Origin of the sequence: Paenibacillus apii (assembly GCF_011043685.1) — a bacterium.
In the GTDB taxonomy this organism is placed as follows: domain Bacteria; phylum Bacillota; class Bacilli; order Paenibacillales; family Paenibacillaceae; genus Paenibacillus_AQ; species Paenibacillus_AQ sabinae.
Genome location: NZ_JAAKGU010000001.1, coordinates 609175 through 625659, shown reverse-complemented (window position 1 = coordinate 625659; position 16485 = coordinate 609175). Strand labels below are relative to the sequence as shown.

The 16485-nt window shown below is 54.4% G+C and carries 12 protein-coding genes; all 12 read left to right on the top strand.

Annotation, left to right across the window (positions count from 1 at the left end; translation table 11 throughout):
* The first annotated feature begins 157 nt into the window (after positions 1-157).
* The 12 genes from G5B47_RS03205 (at position 158) to G5B47_RS03150 (ending at position 16396) form a co-directional block, all read left to right on the top strand.
* Positions 158-532 carry a NifB/NifX family molybdenum-iron cluster-binding protein gene (locus G5B47_RS03205; protein WP_025335507.1) on the top strand — a complete coding sequence of 125 codons (375 nt, stop codon included), beginning with the start codon at positions 158-160 and terminating at the stop codon, positions 530-532.
* A 303-nt stretch (positions 533-835) separates the two neighbouring features.
* Complete coding sequence (locus G5B47_RS03200) at positions 836-1912, top strand: galactose ABC transporter substrate-binding protein (RefSeq protein WP_165094261.1); 1077 nt, start codon at positions 836-838, stop codon at positions 1910-1912.
* A 143-nt stretch (positions 1913-2055) separates the two neighbouring features.
* Positions 2056-3567 (top strand): sugar ABC transporter ATP-binding protein, encoded by a 1512-nt coding sequence (locus tag G5B47_RS03195; RefSeq protein ID WP_165094258.1) that lies wholly within the window; start codon positions 2056-2058, stop codon positions 3565-3567.
* 33 nt (positions 3568-3600) lie between these two features.
* Positions 3601-4608, top strand: coding sequence for a galactose/methyl galactoside ABC transporter permease MglC (gene mglC / locus G5B47_RS03190; protein WP_165094256.1), 1008 nt, complete (start codon positions 3601-3603; stop codon positions 4606-4608).
* A gap of 168 nt (positions 4609-4776) precedes the next feature.
* On the top strand, positions 4777-6729 hold the full coding sequence (locus G5B47_RS03185) for a WG repeat-containing protein (RefSeq protein ID WP_165094253.1): 1953 nt from the start codon (positions 4777-4779) through the stop codon (positions 6727-6729).
* Positions 6730-6932: 203 nt separating this feature from the next.
* Positions 6933-7619 carry a CAP domain-containing protein gene (locus G5B47_RS03180; protein ID WP_165094250.1) on the top strand — a complete coding sequence of 229 codons (687 nt, stop codon included), beginning with the start codon at positions 6933-6935 and terminating at the stop codon, positions 7617-7619.
* Positions 7620-7949: 330 nt separating this feature from the next.
* The gene (locus G5B47_RS03175; protein WP_235957070.1) at positions 7950-8891 is read left to right on the top strand and encodes a GDSL-type esterase/lipase family protein; all 942 of its coding nucleotides are present in this window, start codon (positions 7950-7952) and stop codon (positions 8889-8891) included.
* Between the two features lie 18 nt (positions 8892-8909).
* Positions 8910-9893 carry an ABC transporter ATP-binding protein gene (locus tag G5B47_RS03170; RefSeq protein WP_165094244.1) on the top strand — a complete coding sequence of 328 codons (984 nt, stop codon included), beginning with the start codon at positions 8910-8912 and terminating at the stop codon, positions 9891-9893.
* Entirely contained in the window at positions 9886-10875 is a 990-nt protein-coding gene (locus G5B47_RS03165) for an ABC transporter permease (RefSeq protein ID WP_165095427.1), read from the top strand. The genes G5B47_RS03170 and G5B47_RS03165 overlap by 8 nt, the downstream gene beginning before the upstream one ends.
* 65 nt (positions 10876-10940) lie before the next feature.
* The gene (gene parE, locus G5B47_RS03160; protein WP_165094242.1) at positions 10941-12923 is read left to right on the top strand and encodes a DNA topoisomerase IV subunit B; all 1983 of its coding nucleotides are present in this window, start codon (positions 10941-10943) and stop codon (positions 12921-12923) included.
* Between the two features lie 228 nt (positions 12924-13151).
* On the top strand, positions 13152-15593 hold the full coding sequence (gyrA, locus tag G5B47_RS03155) for a DNA gyrase subunit A (RefSeq protein WP_165094239.1): 2442 nt from the start codon (positions 13152-13154) through the stop codon (positions 15591-15593).
* Between the two features lie 362 nt (positions 15594-15955).
* The gene (locus G5B47_RS03150; RefSeq protein WP_025335496.1) at positions 15956-16396 is read left to right on the top strand and encodes a MarR family winged helix-turn-helix transcriptional regulator; all 441 of its coding nucleotides are present in this window, start codon (positions 15956-15958) and stop codon (positions 16394-16396) included.
* The last annotated feature ends 89 nt before the right edge of the window (positions 16397-16485 follow it).

Here is a 16485-nt window from a genome sequence, read left to right as displayed (position 1 = left end):
ACCGCCGGATTTTCTTCCCTTGCATCTATTTTCATTGATAGATTTGCAGCTTTCATGCTAGAATTTCGCTACGCAGCGCCGCGTCAAGGCGGCCGTATGCCGTGTGGAGTTTCATATGGAAGGCTTGCAGGCGGCGAATGAGAAGGGAGATTGCAGAATGTCTTACAAACTGGCGGTAGGGAGCAGCGACGGAGAGCTTGTCGATCAGCATTTCGGAAGAAGCGAGCGGTTCTATATTTATGAAGTCAGCGATGAAGGGCAATGGGAGCTGCTGGAAGTCCGTGACAACGTTACGACAAGGGAGGAAGGGGAGCATCATACCGATGAGCTCAGCCGGACAGTCGATATGTTAAAGGACTGTAGCAAGGTGCTGGTGCTTCAGATCGGGCCGGGAGCGCAGCAGAGGCTGAAGCAGATCGGAATTTCGGTGTATTCCAGCAGGGGAACGGTCGAGGATGCGCTCGGCAAGCTGATTGCTTTCGAGAACAAGCGGAAGAACCGGGCGTTTCTTGATCGCGAGCAGGCGGAATGATGGTGGAAAGGGCCGCAGGATAACTAAGGCAGCGGTTATGGGGAGAAAAGGTTTGGGCAGACGCCAAAGTCGGCCCAAACCTTTTATTGCGTGTAAGTCCCCTCCACCCGCACAATTTTCGCGAGAAAAGCGGGTTTTTGTCTACCCATGGAGGACAAGCTTAGAAATTCGATATGAGAATTTTGCTAAATCTGAGGAGTATTTTATATTCGCAAACGCTTACATTTCCTGCATAATAAACATGTGCCCGGGAGCGAGGGGCCAAAGAGCAAAAAGACAAAATACCAGGAGGTCAAATTTCTCATGAAAAAAATTACTTCCGTCTTACTTGCAAGCGCATTACTCGGTGCTGCTCTGGCTGGCTGCGGCGGCAATAACAATTCGTCCAACTCCGGCGGCGCGGCGGCAACTGGTTCCGGCAATTCCGCTAACAGCGGCGGCTCCGGCAAAACGCCCAAAGTCGGCGTAGCGATTTATAAATTCGACGATACCTTCATGACAGGGGTCCGTAACGCGATCGAGGAATCCGCCAAAGGCATCGCCGAGGTGGACATCGTGGACAGCCAGAACTCCCAGCCTACACAAAATGATAAGGTGGATTTGTTCCTCACCAAGAAATACAACGGCATGCTGATCAACCCGGTTGACCGGACGGCGGCGGGCGTCATTATCGATAAAGCGAAAGCGGCCAACACTCCGGTGGTGTTCCTGAACCGTGAGCCGCTCCCGGAAGATATGAAGAAGTGGGACAAGGTCTACTATGTAGGCGCCAAAGCGGAGGAATCCGGCACACTGGAAGGCCAGCTTATCGTTGACTACTGGAAGGCTCATCCCGAAGCCGACAAGAACAAGGACGGCGTGCTGCAGTATGTGATGCTCAAAGGCGAGCCGGGACACCAGGACGCCGAGCTGCGCACGAAGTACTCCATTCAAGCTATTGAAGACGCCGGCATCAAGGTGGAGAAGCTGGCGGAAGACACCGCGATGTGGGATCGCGTAAAAGGTCAGGAGAAAATGGCCGCGTTCCTCGGCTCGCATGGCGACAAGATTGAAGCCGTTCTGGCGAACAACGACGATATGGCGCTCGGCGCGATCGAAGCGTTGAAAGCCGCAGGTTACTTCTCGGGCGACAAATACATGCCGGTTGTAGGCGTTGACGCTACCGCTCCGGCCGTGCAGGCGCTGGAAGAGGGAACGATGCTCGGAACCGTGCTTAACGATGCGAAGAGCCAGGGCAAGGCAGCGATCACGCTGGCCGCTCTGCTTGCTAATGGCGAAGCGCCGACGAAGGACAATGTGGGCTTTGACATTTCCGACAACCAGTACGTATGGATCTCCTACAAAAAGATTACGAAAGACAACGCATCCGAAGTAAAGTAAGCTTTTTTACGGCTTGGGCATAAGCAGATTGCACGAACGGGGAGCGGTCCGCCGCTCTCCGGTATTCCTATTATGGCAGGAGACAAGGATGGAACCGCTGTGCCTCTCTTGGATAAGAAAAAAAGCGTAGGGGGCGTAAGACGATGGCTCAAAGCGAATTTGTGCTGGAGATGAACAATATCACCAAGGAATTTCCGGGCGTCAAGGCGCTGGACGGTGTGACCCTGAAGGTCAGACCGGGCAGTGTTCATGCCCTGATGGGCGAGAACGGGGCCGGCAAATCCACACTCATGAAATGCCTGTTCGGCATTTACTCGCCGGATGGCGGCGAAATTTATCTGGACGGTCAGAAGACGGTTATCCAGAATTCTAATGATGCGCTTAACAACGGTATTTCGATGATTCACCAGGAGCTGCATCCGGTGCCGCATCGCAGCGTTATGGAAAATATATGGCTGGGGCGGTTTCCGACCAAAGGAATCGGACCGCTTCAATTTATCGACCACAAAAAAATGTATGCGGATACAGAAAAGCTGTTTAAGGATTTGGACATTGATCTGCACCCGGAAACCCTTGTAGGCAAGCTGTCCGTATCGAAAATCCAATCCATCGAAATCGCGAAAGCCGTCTCTTTCAACTCCCGCGTCATTGTCATGGACGAACCGACCTCATCCCTGACCAGCGTGGAAGTGAAGCATCTGTTCCGGATTATCCGGGATCTTAGACAAAGAGGCGTTGCCATTATTTATATATCGCACAAAATGGAAGAGATTCTGGAAATCTCCGACGAGGTTACGATCATGCGGGACGGCAAAAAAATCGGCACCTGGCCGGCGGTGGAAATGACGACCGATCTGATTATCTCCCGGATGGTCGGGCGCGATTTGACCAACCGTTTTCCCGAGCGCTTCAATGTGCCGGGGGAGGTGTTTCTGAAGGTCGAAGGACTGACTTCCGCCGACCCGAGGTCGTTCAAGGATGTTTCCTTCGAGCTGAGGAGAGGCGAAATTCTCGGCGTCGGCGGTCTGGTGGGAGCCCAGCGGACGGAGGTGATCGAAGCGCTGTTTGGCCTGCGGGCGCTGAAGTCGGGAACGATCTCCATCGGAGGCCGGCCGGTCAAGATCGGTTCGCCGCAGGATGCGAAGAAATACGGTCTCGCCCTGCTTACGGAGGAGCGGCGCGTTACCGGTATTTTTCCGGTGCTGTCCGTCCATGAGAACGGGGCCATCGCAAACCTGGAGCGCTATAAGAAACTGTACTTTCTGCTGAACGGAAAGAAGAAAAAAACGGAAGTCGACAAGATGATCGAAAAGCTCCGCACCAAGACGCCGACCACGAAGACGCAGATTATGAATCTGTCGGGAGGCAATCAGCAGAAGGTGCTGCTGGCGAGATGGCTGCTCACAGAGCCGGAAATTTTGCTGCTGGACGAACCGACGCGCGGCATCGACGTTGGGGCCAAATTCGAAATTTATACCATCATCGCTGATCTGGCGAAGCAGGGAAAGAGCATCATAATGATTTCCTCCGAAATGCCCGAGCTGCTTGGAATGTCGGACCGTGTCATGGTGATGTCGGAGGGAAGGCTGACCGGCATCCTGGACGGCGCCTCCGCGACGGAAACTGAAGTGATGCGTCTGGCTGCCCAGCACTGATTCAGGACCATTTTTTTAGAGGAGGAACATCCAATGAACGCCAAAAAAGCGCAAAGCTTTATTACTCAAAATGCCATCTATCTCGTACTCGTTATCCTGATTCTCGGCATCGCCGTATACGAACCGAGCTTCATGTCGGTCAATACGCTCCGCGACATTCTCATTCAATCGTCCACGCGGGTCATTATCGCTCTGGGCGTCGCCTTTATTCTCATCACGGCTGGAACGGACTTGTCGGCCGGGCGGGTCGTGGGCCTGACGGCGGTGATCTCCGCCTCGATGCTGCAAATCCCGGATTATTCACGCCGGTTCTTTCCGGATCTGCCGCAATTGTGGATCATCATTCCGATTGTCATCGCCATTCTGGCCGGTCTGCTGTGCGGTCTGATCAACGGCTTGATCGTTTCCAAGCTCAATGTCCCGCCGTTTATCGCGACGCTCGGCACGATGGTTATGGTGTACGGCATCAACTCGCTGTACTTTGATATGAAACCGAACCAATCCCAGCCGATCGGCGGCCTGCGCCCCGATTTCACCAATATAGGCTCCGGCTTTATCGGCAAAGGGCAGTATTCGATCCCATATATCGTCATCATCGCCATCGTTGTCGCTCTCATTGTCTGGGTCGTCTTCAACAAAACGAAGCTCGGTAAGAACATGTACGCCATCGGCGGCAATATGCAGGCGGCCAAAGTATCCGGCATCAACGTTTCCAAGAACCTGATCTATCTCTATGCCATCGCCGGAGCCCTGTACGGTCTTGCCGGCGTGCTGGAAGCCGCCAGAACGGGCGGCGCGACGAACAACTACGGCAACATGTACGAACTTGACGCCATTGCGGCCTGCGTAGTCGGCGGTGTATCCACCACAGGCGGCATCGGCACGGTGCCGGGCGTATTGGTCGGCGTCGTTATTTTCACCCTGATCAACTACGGTCTGACTTTTATCGGCGTCAGTCCTTACTGGCAGCTCATTATCAAAGGCCTTATCATCGTGGCCGCGGTTGCCTTCGATATGCGGAAATACTCCGCGAAGAAATAAGCAGGCGGCTCATCATACGATAGCCCAATTTCAAGAATTAAGGCCGCTTCCCGGACCGTCGGAAATTTATCGCCGCCTTGGGGGCGGCTTTTCTGCGCCATCCCTCACACAATGGGCGTTTATCCCATATTCTATAGGCAAACGCCTTATGATTAGGGGGAGCGGTGCATGTTGAAAATTGATTTGAGCGGATCACTGAAGGCCGGGAAGAACGGAGGAGTATCGGCGGAAGTCTGGAAATGGGACGGGACAGGGTGGAACGGCCGCATTCCCCAGCCGGAAACGCGGTATGCCGAGAGCGCCTATGCGGTCGTTCCGTCCGAGCCCGGCTGGTACTGGATCGATGTCCGCGCCGGGGAGACGTCCATAATTGAAGGAAGCGACGCTAATGACGATGTTGGTCTGCGCGTTGTTTCACTCCATCCGGCGCCTTTCAATTTGAAGGAAGGGAAGCTGTGGGGCTACATCGGCGACAATGGCCGAACAGTCATTGAACCACGCTACGACTACGCCGAGGAATTTCAGGATAACGGTCTTGCCGTCATCCAGCGAAAGGATGGCAGCGGATTAATCAACACAGCGGGCAAAGAAGTCGTTAAGCCCATGTACAGCTATATTGGTCCTTTTGAAGAAGGGCGCGCCGTCGCGAGCGACAGCCGGGGCTATTTCCTGATGGACGAGAAGGGGAAGCCGCTCACGGGCCGCAGGTACGATTATCTGAATTCCCTGCATGAAGGCCGGGCGTTGTTCAACACGCAGACGGAAGGTCAGGGTCTCAAATACGGGTATCTGGACCGGAACGGCAGGGAAGCGATCCCTTCAAAATACGAGGACGCAAATGACTTCAAGGATGGCAAAGCGCTGGTCAAGCTGCACGCGGGCGAGTTTGCGCTCATTGGAAAGAACGGAGAGGTTCTGCACACCTACTCCTATCCTTTTGTAGGCAACCCCGGGGACGGCTTGTTGGCTTACCAGGCGGAGGAGAACGGCCGTTACGGATATATCGATGAAGAAGGAAATACGGTGATCAGTCCCCAGTTTACGTCAGCGATGCCTTTTTCCGAGGGTAGGGCGGTCGTCAATATGGCGGAGAACTATGAGAATGCCTACGGCTTGATCGACAAGAGCGGGAAGTTTGTTATTCAGCCTCAATACGAATATATACAGCAGCTTGGGGAGAACCGTGTCGCGCTCGGTACCCCCATTAACCCGGCAGAGGCGTATAAGGGGGTCGTGTACACCATCGCCGACGCAGTAACCGGCCGGATACTGAACACTCATCCGCTGCGCGGAGTGAATAACTACAGCGAGGGACTCGCTTCCGTCTACGACGAGAACGAGACGTATTTTATCGACCGAAGCGGCAGCCGTGCCGCTCAGCCGCCGGTTGTCCCGGGAGCGGGTACCCTCTCCTTCAGCGGAAGACTGATCAGAGCCGACGTGGATCAGCGCACCGCATATTATGACCGGAACGGCAGGCAGGTGTGGAGACAAAATACACTCATTCCCCTTCGCCCTCCCTATGCAGTGGAGGAACGCAAGTTCAAACCGGATTTCAATTATCTGGTCTACTATCCTTACGTCATGGGGATTTCCGATTCGCGAATATCCGCCCAGGTCAATGACAGATTGAGAAAGCTTTCGCTTGCCGATGCCGCCAGTGCCGGGGGCAGTGATAGAGACTACAGCTATACGGGCGATTTTTCCGTGTCCTTCTTCCGGAAGAATCTGCTGCAGCTTGAGCTTAGCGGTTACCGCTACCCGTTCGGGGCCGCGCACGGAATGCCGACCCGTATTTTTACCCCAATTGATCTGCGGACCGGAACGTTCTACGAACTAAAAGATCTGTTCAAACCTTCGATTCCATATACGGAAAGACTGAGCGAAATTGTCGGCCGGCAAATCAAGACTGACCCTCAATATTCCTATGTATTTCCCGATGCGTACAAAGGCATAGCACCCGATCAGCCGTTCTATGTCGACGGGGAGGCGCTCTATCTGTACTTCGCTCCTTATGAGATCGCCCCTTACTCGGCGGGCTTCCCGACCTTCCGGATTCCTTATGCCGAGATCATGGGCCTGATCAACACGGAAGGCGCATTCTGGCGGTCCTACCACTAGGCTAACTGCATCCTGCCGGCTCATCTGCTTCGTTCTTCTCTCCGATAAAAATATTCAAAGAACTCCCGAATGGCGGAAATTGGAACTCCATTCGGGAGTTTAGTATGTTACAATGACCAAGGAACATATTACAACTTTGTAATATTTGCCGCTGTTTTCTTACATGGCGGACAACAATACAACCAGAATAAGGAGATGGCGGAATGAAGAGCAGAACGGTAAAAGCATTACTTAGCGGAAGCGTAGCGGCAGTGTTGGCTCTAGGCATATCTTTGCCGTCCCAGGCTGAAGCGGCCTCGCCGCAGGCAACACTCAAGAACGGAATGAGCTATGAGCAGCTCATGCAATATTTGCAGCAATATTATGGCCGGTCCATCACTGTTGATCTGACGGGCGATGTTGATTCCAAGCCGGAAGCTGCGCCGCCGGCGGAACCGGCCCCGGCCAAACCGGTGGAAGCTCCTGCGGCCAAACCCGCGGCTCCGGCGGCCAAAGCCCCTGAGGCGGCTCAGGCCAACAGCTCAGCTTTTGTCAAAGAGGTCGTAGCTCTTGTCAATGAGGAACGCGGCAAAGCTGGACTCGCGCCGCTGGCTGCGCTTGACAGTCTGAACAAGGTCGCGGCAGCCAAAGCGACGGACATGCGCGCCAACAATTATTTCTCGCATACGTCCCCAACGTACGGATCGCCTTTTGATATGATGTCCGCTTTCGGCGTAACTTACAGCTATGCCGGCGAGAATATCGCCATGGGACAGCGCACGCCGGAAGAAGTCATGAAAGCCTGGATGAACAGCCCGGGCCACAAAGCCAACATTCTAAGCAAAAATTTCAACTACATCGGTGTGGGCTTTGACAATAACTACTGGGCACAGGAATTTATCGGAAAATAAAAGCTTTATCCATCTCCGCCCTCCTGCTGGATTGCAGGACGGGCGGTTTTTTTAGCTTCTAAAGTCCATACCGGCAGATGAAAGCGGTAAGCCGCCATCAAGCTGAACATCAGCCCCGCCGGCATGTACACGGAGTAAACCAGCAGTACTTTCAGGTTATCCGAAAAAGGATCTTCCAGGCAGAACTTTCTGCCGACGGTTGGTCCTTTTTTTCATGGATTGGTTACGCTTGGACAACTCTTTTGAAAATGCAGTACATTTGCAAATTGCCGATAGAAGAATTATGTTTAAATACAAAACACATTGCGGAGCGGACGGGGGAGAATGATGTTGAACGATTTTAAATGGACCTGGCGGGCCGCAAGTCTTCTATCCATTGCGGCCACCCTTATGCTGCTAACCGGCTTTGTATATGCCGTAGGAGATATTATGTATCCGAAGGGCGCCGCTCCTGCTGTGCAGACCCCGCAGAGCACGGCGGCTCCCACTGCCGAAACGGGTGTACTGAAGATTGCGGCGGTCGGGGACTCGCTGGCCAAGGGAACGGGGGATAACACGGGCGAAGGCTTTGTCCGCCGGACCGTTACGGGCTTGTCCGATTCCGGGATGAAAGCCGAACTGGTCGGGAATCTCGGCATTAACGGGCTGACGACCGCCGGACTTGAGGACAAGCTGAAAGAGGATGGCGTACAGTACGTCCTTCGCCAAGCGAATATTATTCTCGTTTCGATCGGCGGGAACGATCTGTTTCAGGGAGCGCAATCCATGCTGAATGAGGCATCGGGAGGAACGGCCCCTGAGGGCGGCGCACCCAATTCGGCGGGATCATCCGGCGGTGCCGGTTCTTCAGGTGCGGGCGCGGGAGCTGCCGGAGGTAATACTGCCGTTAACGGAGGCGTCTCCGGGGGAAATAACGCTTTACAGAATTTGAACCCCCAAAGGCTTCTGGCCGGTCTTCCCTCCGCTTCGAAGCGGCTGGAATCCATATTAACCGCCATTTCAAGAATCAATCCGTCGGCCAAGGTTTACTATATCGGTCTCTATAACCCTTTTGGGGATCTCCGGGAAATGCTCATTCCGGGCAATCAGGCCGTCACGGCCTGGAACGGCGCTGCCATGGATATTATCAACCGCAATACGGATATGACGCTTGTACCGGTGATGGATTTGTTTAACGGCCATCTTGACCAATATTTGTCCAGCGACCATTTTCATCCGAACGGCGACGGCTACCAGCGAATGGCGGACCGGATCGTTCAAGCGGTGCGCTAGAGGAAAGGAGCGGTGAACATGCAGGCGAACGAGAAAGAAATCGGACCGGGGAATGTGGTGTTATCCGTGAACGGAGTCCGTAAAAAAATCGGCCGCAAATGGATAATCGACAACGTCACCTTTGACGTAAGAGAAGGCGAAATTTTCGGGTTTCTCGGCCCTAACGGGGCTGGCAAGACGACCACCATTCGTATGCTTGTCGATCTGATCCGTCCAAGCGAGGGCTCCATTACGGTGTGCGGCTATAATGTCAACAAGTCGCCTGAAAAAGCGCTGCAATATGTCGGCTCCATCGTTGAAAATCCCGAAGTGTATTCGTATTTGACCGGCTGGGAGAATTTACAGCATTTCGCCCGTATGCAGCCGGGAGTGAACGAAGCGCGGATCGCCGAGGTTGTCGAAACGGTCCGGCTGGATCAGCGTATTCACGACAAGGTGAGAACCTACTCGCTCGGCATGCGCCAGCGCCTCGGCATTGCCCAGGCGCTGCTAGGACGACCCAAGCTGCTCATCCTCGACGAGCCGACGAACGGCCTCGACCCCAAGGGCATCAAGGAACTGCGTGAATTTATCCGCAGGCTGGCGGATGAGGGAATGGCGGTGTTCGTTTCCAGCCATCTGCTGAGCGAGATTCAGCTGCTGTGCGACCGGGTCGCCATCATCAGCAAGGGCCGCGTACTGGCCGTCGGCGGCGTGAGCGAGCTTGTCGCCCGCAATTCGCCTTATGTGCTGTGGGAGCTGGAGCCGTATGAACGCGGAGCCGCCCTGCTGGAATCGAGAACGGGAATCCGGCTGGTCAATCCCGAAGAGCTGGATCTGGACGACACGGTGATGGCGAATATGCGACCCGGCTCTGCCGTAACAATTATGGACGACGAAGACGTTCCCGAAACCGTTGCCGCTCTGGTAACCGCCGGGGTGGAGGTCAGGGCCGTGTATAAAATCCATCCGACACTGGAACAGCTATTCTTGAAACTGACGGAGGGTGAGACCATTGATTAGCCTGCTGCCGCTCATCCGCAATGAGAGCATGAAGATCATTAAGAAGAAGCGCTTTTATGTTATCCTTCTCATCCTTCTCGTCCTTGTTCCGATGTTCACTTATGCCCAGATGCGCTCCGCCGAACGGAATCGGGAGAAGTTCAGCTCCGACTGGCGTCTGGAACTGCAGCAGCAAATCACCGATAATGAAAATTCGCTAAGCAGCAGCCGCATTCCGGAGGAATGGAAGACTTACCGCCGAATTTTTATACAGCAGATGCAGTACTATCTCGATCATGACGTAAATCCGAACGAACCGAGCGGCGTAACCTTTACCCGCGAGTTTCTGGACAATTCGATCTCCCTGTTCATCCCGCTGCTGATTATGGCGGTCGCTTCGGATATCGTATCCGGTGAACGCACGACGGGAACGATCAAAATGCTCCTTACCCGCCCAGTCAAGCGCTGGAAGGTGCTGATGAGCAAATTGATTGCGCTGCTCATGTTCGTGTCGCTGATTATATTGTCCGTCTTTCTGGTCAGTTACCTGATTTCTGGGCTCGCCTTTGGCTACGGCGGGTTCAACGTACCGGTATTCACCGGCTTTCAGCTCAGCGGAGACACGGTCGATATGTCCGCGGTCCATTCAGTTCCGCAATGGGAGTATCTGCTGATGCAGTGCGGACTCATCTGGTTTGTCAGCGTCGTCGTAGCCCTGCTGGCCTTCATGGTATCGGTGCTGTTCCGCAGCACGGCCGCCAGCATTGTGGTAATGATGGCGGCGCTGATTGCCGGTACAATCCTGACCAATATGGCCTCGGCCTGGACTTCGGCGAAATATCTGTTCATGGTCAATCTGGGGCTGACGAATTATCTCTCGGGTTCTCCCGCGCCGATTGCGGGGATGACCCTGCCGTTTTCTCTTGCGGTATTGGGCGTTTGGGCGGCCGTTTCAGTGATCATTTCATTCGTCATCTTTACGAAAAGGGATATTTTGAATTAGAATGTACAAAGTAACCAAAACATTTGTTTGCATTTTGGGATTAGAGAAGAGAAGGGGGAACATGAATGTTCGAACAGGTCGATATGTTCGCTGAAGTCACAAAAAACGGCGCAGCAGACCGGACTGGATACGATGCTGACGACATTCAGGTGCTTGAAGGACTGGTTGCGGTCCGCAAACGGCCCGGCATGTATATTGGCAGTACGAGTTCCTCGGGACTGCATCATCTGGTATGGGAAATCGTAGACAACGCTGTAGACGAGCATTTGGCGAAATTTTGCTCGAAAATTGACATCACGCTGCGCAAGGACGGTTCGGTCACTGTAACTGACAACGGACGCGGCATTCCGACCGGAATGCACAAGACGGGCATTCCTACGCCGCAGGTAGTATTCACTATGCTACATGCGGGCGGCAAGTTCGGAGGCTCGGGCTACAAGAAATCCGGCGGCCTGCACGGCGTCGGCGCCTCCGTGACGAACGCCTTGTCGGAATGGCTTGAGGTGGAAATATACCGGGAAGGCAAGATCCATCGCCAGCGTTTTGAATATTGGGTGGACAAGAACGGGAAAGAGCATGTTGGCGAACCGGTTACGGGGCTTGAGGTATTGGGCAATACGAACAAGACCGGTTCGAAGATTATGTTCAAGCCGGATATTCGCGTGTTTCAGGGCGGCATTTCGCTGAACTACGACACGCTTTCCGAACGGCTTCAGGAAATTGCTTTTCTGAACTCGGGCCTGCGCATCACGCTAACAGACGAGCGGAGCGGCCGCCAGGACGAGTATTATTACGAGGGCGGAGCGAGCGAGTTCGTCCGCTATTTAAACGAAGGCAAGGACGTGCTGCACGACGTCATCCATTTCAGTGCCGAGAAGGATGAAATCGAAGTGGAGGTTGCGATCCAGTACAACGGAGGGTATACCGAGACGATCGCTTCGTTCGTGAACTCGATTCCGACTCGCAGCGGCGGAACGCATGAGACGGGCTTCAAGACGGCGTACACCCGGGTTATGAACGACTATGCCCGGCGCACGGGGCTGCTGAAAGAGAAAGACAAGAATCTCGATGGCGGCGACCTGCGTGAGGGGATGATGGCTGTCATCAGCATCAAGATGTCCGAGGTCGAATTCGTAGGCCAGACGAAGGACCAGCTTGGCAGCGCATCGGCGCGCAGCGCGGTCGACTTTGTCGTCTCCGAGAATATGCAGCGCTTTCTTGAAGAGAATCCGCAGGTGGCGCAGAGCCTGCTGAAGAAATCCATTCAGGCGGCCAAGGCGCGAGAAGCAGCGCGCAAGGCGCGCGACGAGATCCGCAGCGGCAAGAAGCGCAGCGAGGGCACGAACCTTGGCGGCAAGCTTACCCCCGCGCAGTCCAAGGATTTCTCCCGCACGGAGCTGTTCATCGTCGAAGGCGATTCCGCCGGCGGCTCGGCCAAGCAGGGACGCGACTCGAAGATTCAGGCGATCCTGCCGCTGAAGGGCAAGCCGATGAATCCCGAGAAGGCCAAGCTGGCGGAAATTTTGAAGAACGACGAATACCGGGCGATTATTTCCGCAATCGGCGCGGGGATCGGGTCCGATTTTGCGGTAGAGGACAGCAACTATTCCAAGATCATCATTATGACGGATGCGGATACCGACGGCGCGCATATTCAGGTGCTGCTGCTGACGTTCTTCTACCGGTACATGAAGCCGCTGATCGACGCGGGAAAGGTATATATCGCCCAGCCGCCGCTTTACAAGCTGACCCGCAAATCGGGCAAGCTCGAAACGGTCCGTTACGCCTGGACCGACGAGCAGCTGCAGAATTATCTGAAGGAATTCGGCAAGAACTTCGAGCTCCAGCGCTATAAAGGTCTCGGCGAGATGAATCCCGATCAGCTGTGGGAAACAACGATGAATCCGGAGACGCGCACCATGCTTCAAGTGCAGATCGAGGATGCCGCCAAGGCGGAGCGCCGTGTGTCCACGCTGATGGGCGACAAGGTCGACCCGCGCAAGCGCTGGATCGTCGAGAATGTTGATTTTACCGAGATCGTGGAGTAGTGACGAGAATTTCGATGTTTAAATGTTTTGGCGATCTGCGAAGCAGGGCGAAAGGTTTGGAACTGGAGGAGCGTTAGCGTCCGCCTTTGTCTTCGAATTTCTTCCTCTTGATATCCATTCAGGAAATTCGAAGACAACAGCGGCCGGAAGTCCAAACCGTCGCACAGCGCCCGCGCAGATCACCATTCTTTTATAAAGGCGACAGTTTGAGGAACAGAAGGTGAATGCATGAGCAGTTTATCCGAACAATTTTTGCCGGCATTTCTGGAGGAGGTCGTGGGCGACCGCTTCGGCCGGTATTCCAAATATATTATTCAGGACCGGGCCATTCCCGATGTCCGCGACGGGCTGAAGCCCGTTCAGCGCCGGATTCTGTATGCCATGTACGATTCGGGCAATACACCGGACAAGCCATACCGCAAGTCGGCCAAAACGGTCGGCGACGTCATGGGCAACTATCATCCGCACGGCGACTCTTCCATCTATGAAGGAATGGTGCGGATGGCGCAGCCCTGGAAAATGGGACATGTGCTAGTCGACGGCCACGGCAACTGGGGCTCGATGGACGACGACCCGGCAGCAGCCATGCGCTATACAGAGGCCCGGCTATCGCCGATCGCCATGGAAATGATGCGCGATATCGAGAAGCGAACCGTGCTGTTCAAGGACAACTTCGACAATACGGCAAAGGAGCCGGTCGTCGTCCCTTCACGATATCCAAATTTGCTCGTAAACGGTACAAGCGGCATTTCGGCCGGTTTTGCCACTGAGATACCACCGCATAATTTGCGCGAGACGATTGACGCCTGCATTGCGGTTATGCAGAAGCCTGAGATCGAGCTCGAAGAAATCATGACCTTTATGAAAGGCCCGGATTTCCCGACTGGCGGGCTCATAATGGGCGGCGACGGAATTATGGACGCTTACCGGACCGGCAAAGGACGCATTTATCTGCGTTCCAAGACAGACATTGAGAATTTGCGCGGCGGCAAGCAGCAGATCGTCATCACCGAAATTCCATTTCAGGTGGTTAAATCCCGCCTTGTTACGGCGATGGAGAGTATCCGTCTGGAGAAAAAGGTTGAGGGCATCGCGGAAGTGCGCGACGAGAGCGGCCGGGAGGGTCTGCGGATCGTCGTCGAGCTGAAGAAGGAGGCCGACGCGCAGGGGATTTTGGCATATCTGCTCAAGAAGACCGACCTGCAAATTACGTATAACTTCAACATGGTGGCCATCGTCAACAAAGCTCCGCAGCAGCTTGGCCTGAAGGCCATTCTGGAAGCGTATATCGCTCATCAGCGGGAAGTTGTCACGCACCGGACCCAGTTCGATCTGGAGCGGGCGGAAGACCGGGCGCATGTTCTGGAAGGTCTGGTCAAAGCGCTCAATATTCTGGATGAAGTGATCGCTGCCATCAAAGCGTCCAAGAACCGCCAGGATGCCCAGAACAATCTCGTCTGGATGTTCGGCTTCAGCGAAAGACAAGCGGATTCCATCCTGACACTCCAGCTATATCGACTGACCAATCTGGAAATTAGGACGCTGGAAAAAGAACTGGAGGAGACGCAGCGCAAGATCGCTGCCCTGCGTGCAATTCTGGAGAGCGACAAGAAACTGGTCAGCGTCATCCGCAAGGAGTTGCTGGAAATCCGCGACAAATACGGCATCGACCGCCGCTCCGCGATTCAGGGCGAGGTGGAAGAGCTTAAGGTCAGCCTCGAGGCGCTGGTTAATGCGGAGGATGTGCTGGTCACGCTGTCGGCGGACGGCTATATCAAGCGGACAAGCATGCTGTCTTTCACCCGCTCCGGCGGCGAACGGAACGCGTCCGGAGTCAAGGAAGGCGACTATATCACCCGGATTCTCGACGTTAATACGCGGGACAGTCTGCTGGTGTTCACAGGCAAAGGACAGTATTTCCTTCTTCCCGTGCATCAGATTCCGGATTTCAAATGGAAGGACCCCGGCACCGCAATTGTCAATGTAATCGGTCTTTCCAAGGGGGACGGCATTGCCGGAATCATACCTGTCAGCAATTTCGAAGAGCCTGTCCGCAGCCTGATTTTTGTGACGCGCAAGGGGCAGGTTAAACGCACCGAGCTGAAGGAGTACGTCACCTCCCGCAGCGGAGCCATTGCCGCCTGCAAGGTTGGAGCCGAAGATGAGGTGCTGACGGTTATGCTTAGCGAAGGGGATCAGGATTTGGTCCTGGTCACCCGGGAAGGCATGAGCATCCGTTTCCGCGAGAACGAGGTGAACCCGATGGGCCGGGTGGCGGCCGGCGTCAAAGGCATTCAGCTGAAGGAAGGCGATGAGGTGGTTGCCTGCTTCCGGGTGTCGGATGATGAAGGAGAGATTCTCGTTCTATCCGACATTGGTTACGGCAAGCGCAGTCTGCTTCTGGATTATGTCCCGCAGAGCCGGGGCGGCAAGGGCGTGCCGACTTTTGAATTCAAGGAAGGCAAACGCGTCCGTCCGAACGGCAGCCGGATTGCCGGGGCATTCTACTGCAGGGAGACATTCGAATTGACGGCCATCACACGCGAAGGAGAGATCCTTAGCTTCTCTTCGGAGGCTGCACCGATTGATGAACGACGTTCGACCGGCAAGCTTCTCGTCCCGGTTGAGAAGAAAGACGAGATCGTCAGCGTGCAAATTAGCGTGAAGTAGAACGGATTTTCTCGAATACAGGCTTTGTCTCCATTGACATCCGCGCTCCTTTTTCGACAAGAGCGCGGATGTCTTTTCTTGTGTGGCAGGTCATGTCGAATAACCAAACGACAAAGTTAGCCGCATCGGAACGATGTGTCGAAAGCGTTTTATTCCGGCCACACCGGATTGACAATCTGGTTCATTTTGGTATTTAATAGATTTTAAAATTTGGTTCATTCGTGATCCAAGCTTTGAGATATTGCGGTTAGGCCGTTAAAAGTTTATGGGGTTATTTATTTTTTTCCTGATGCAGGAAAAGCAAACTCTTCACCGAACATATTTTTATAACGGATCATTTGCCGAGAAAGGAAGGAACAATTGTGAACTCCTTTGAATTTAGTAAAATATGGCACAAAATTCTCAAAGACTATAAGGTTCATATGGATACAAAGCTGGCTCCTACGCTTACTGACGCCCAACTGACCGTGCTTGAGCTTGTTCAGGAACGGGGAGCGGCGAAGCCTTCCGACCTCGCCCCGCATCTGGCCACCAGCCCTGCGGCGGTTACCATGCTGCTCGACCGGATGGAGCGGGGCGGGCTGATTATCAGGGACAGGGATGCCGCCGACCGCCGGATCGTCTGGGTCAGCATCACTGATCTTGGGAGAAGGGAAGCAGCGCGGGGCCTTAAGGTCCGCAGCGATTTTTTTGCGGAAGTACTGGACCATATATCGGCCCACAACCAGCAGCTGTTGCTGTACTTGATGGGCAAGCTTGTGACCCCGGGGAACGAAATCGCTCCGCTGGAGATGAGCAGATAGCTCGCAGAGGCAGGGAAGGCAGACCGTCCGCTGCCGGAGGCAGTAAGCGCGTTCTGTAGTCCTTATTCCGCAGCACCAATACTGAGCAT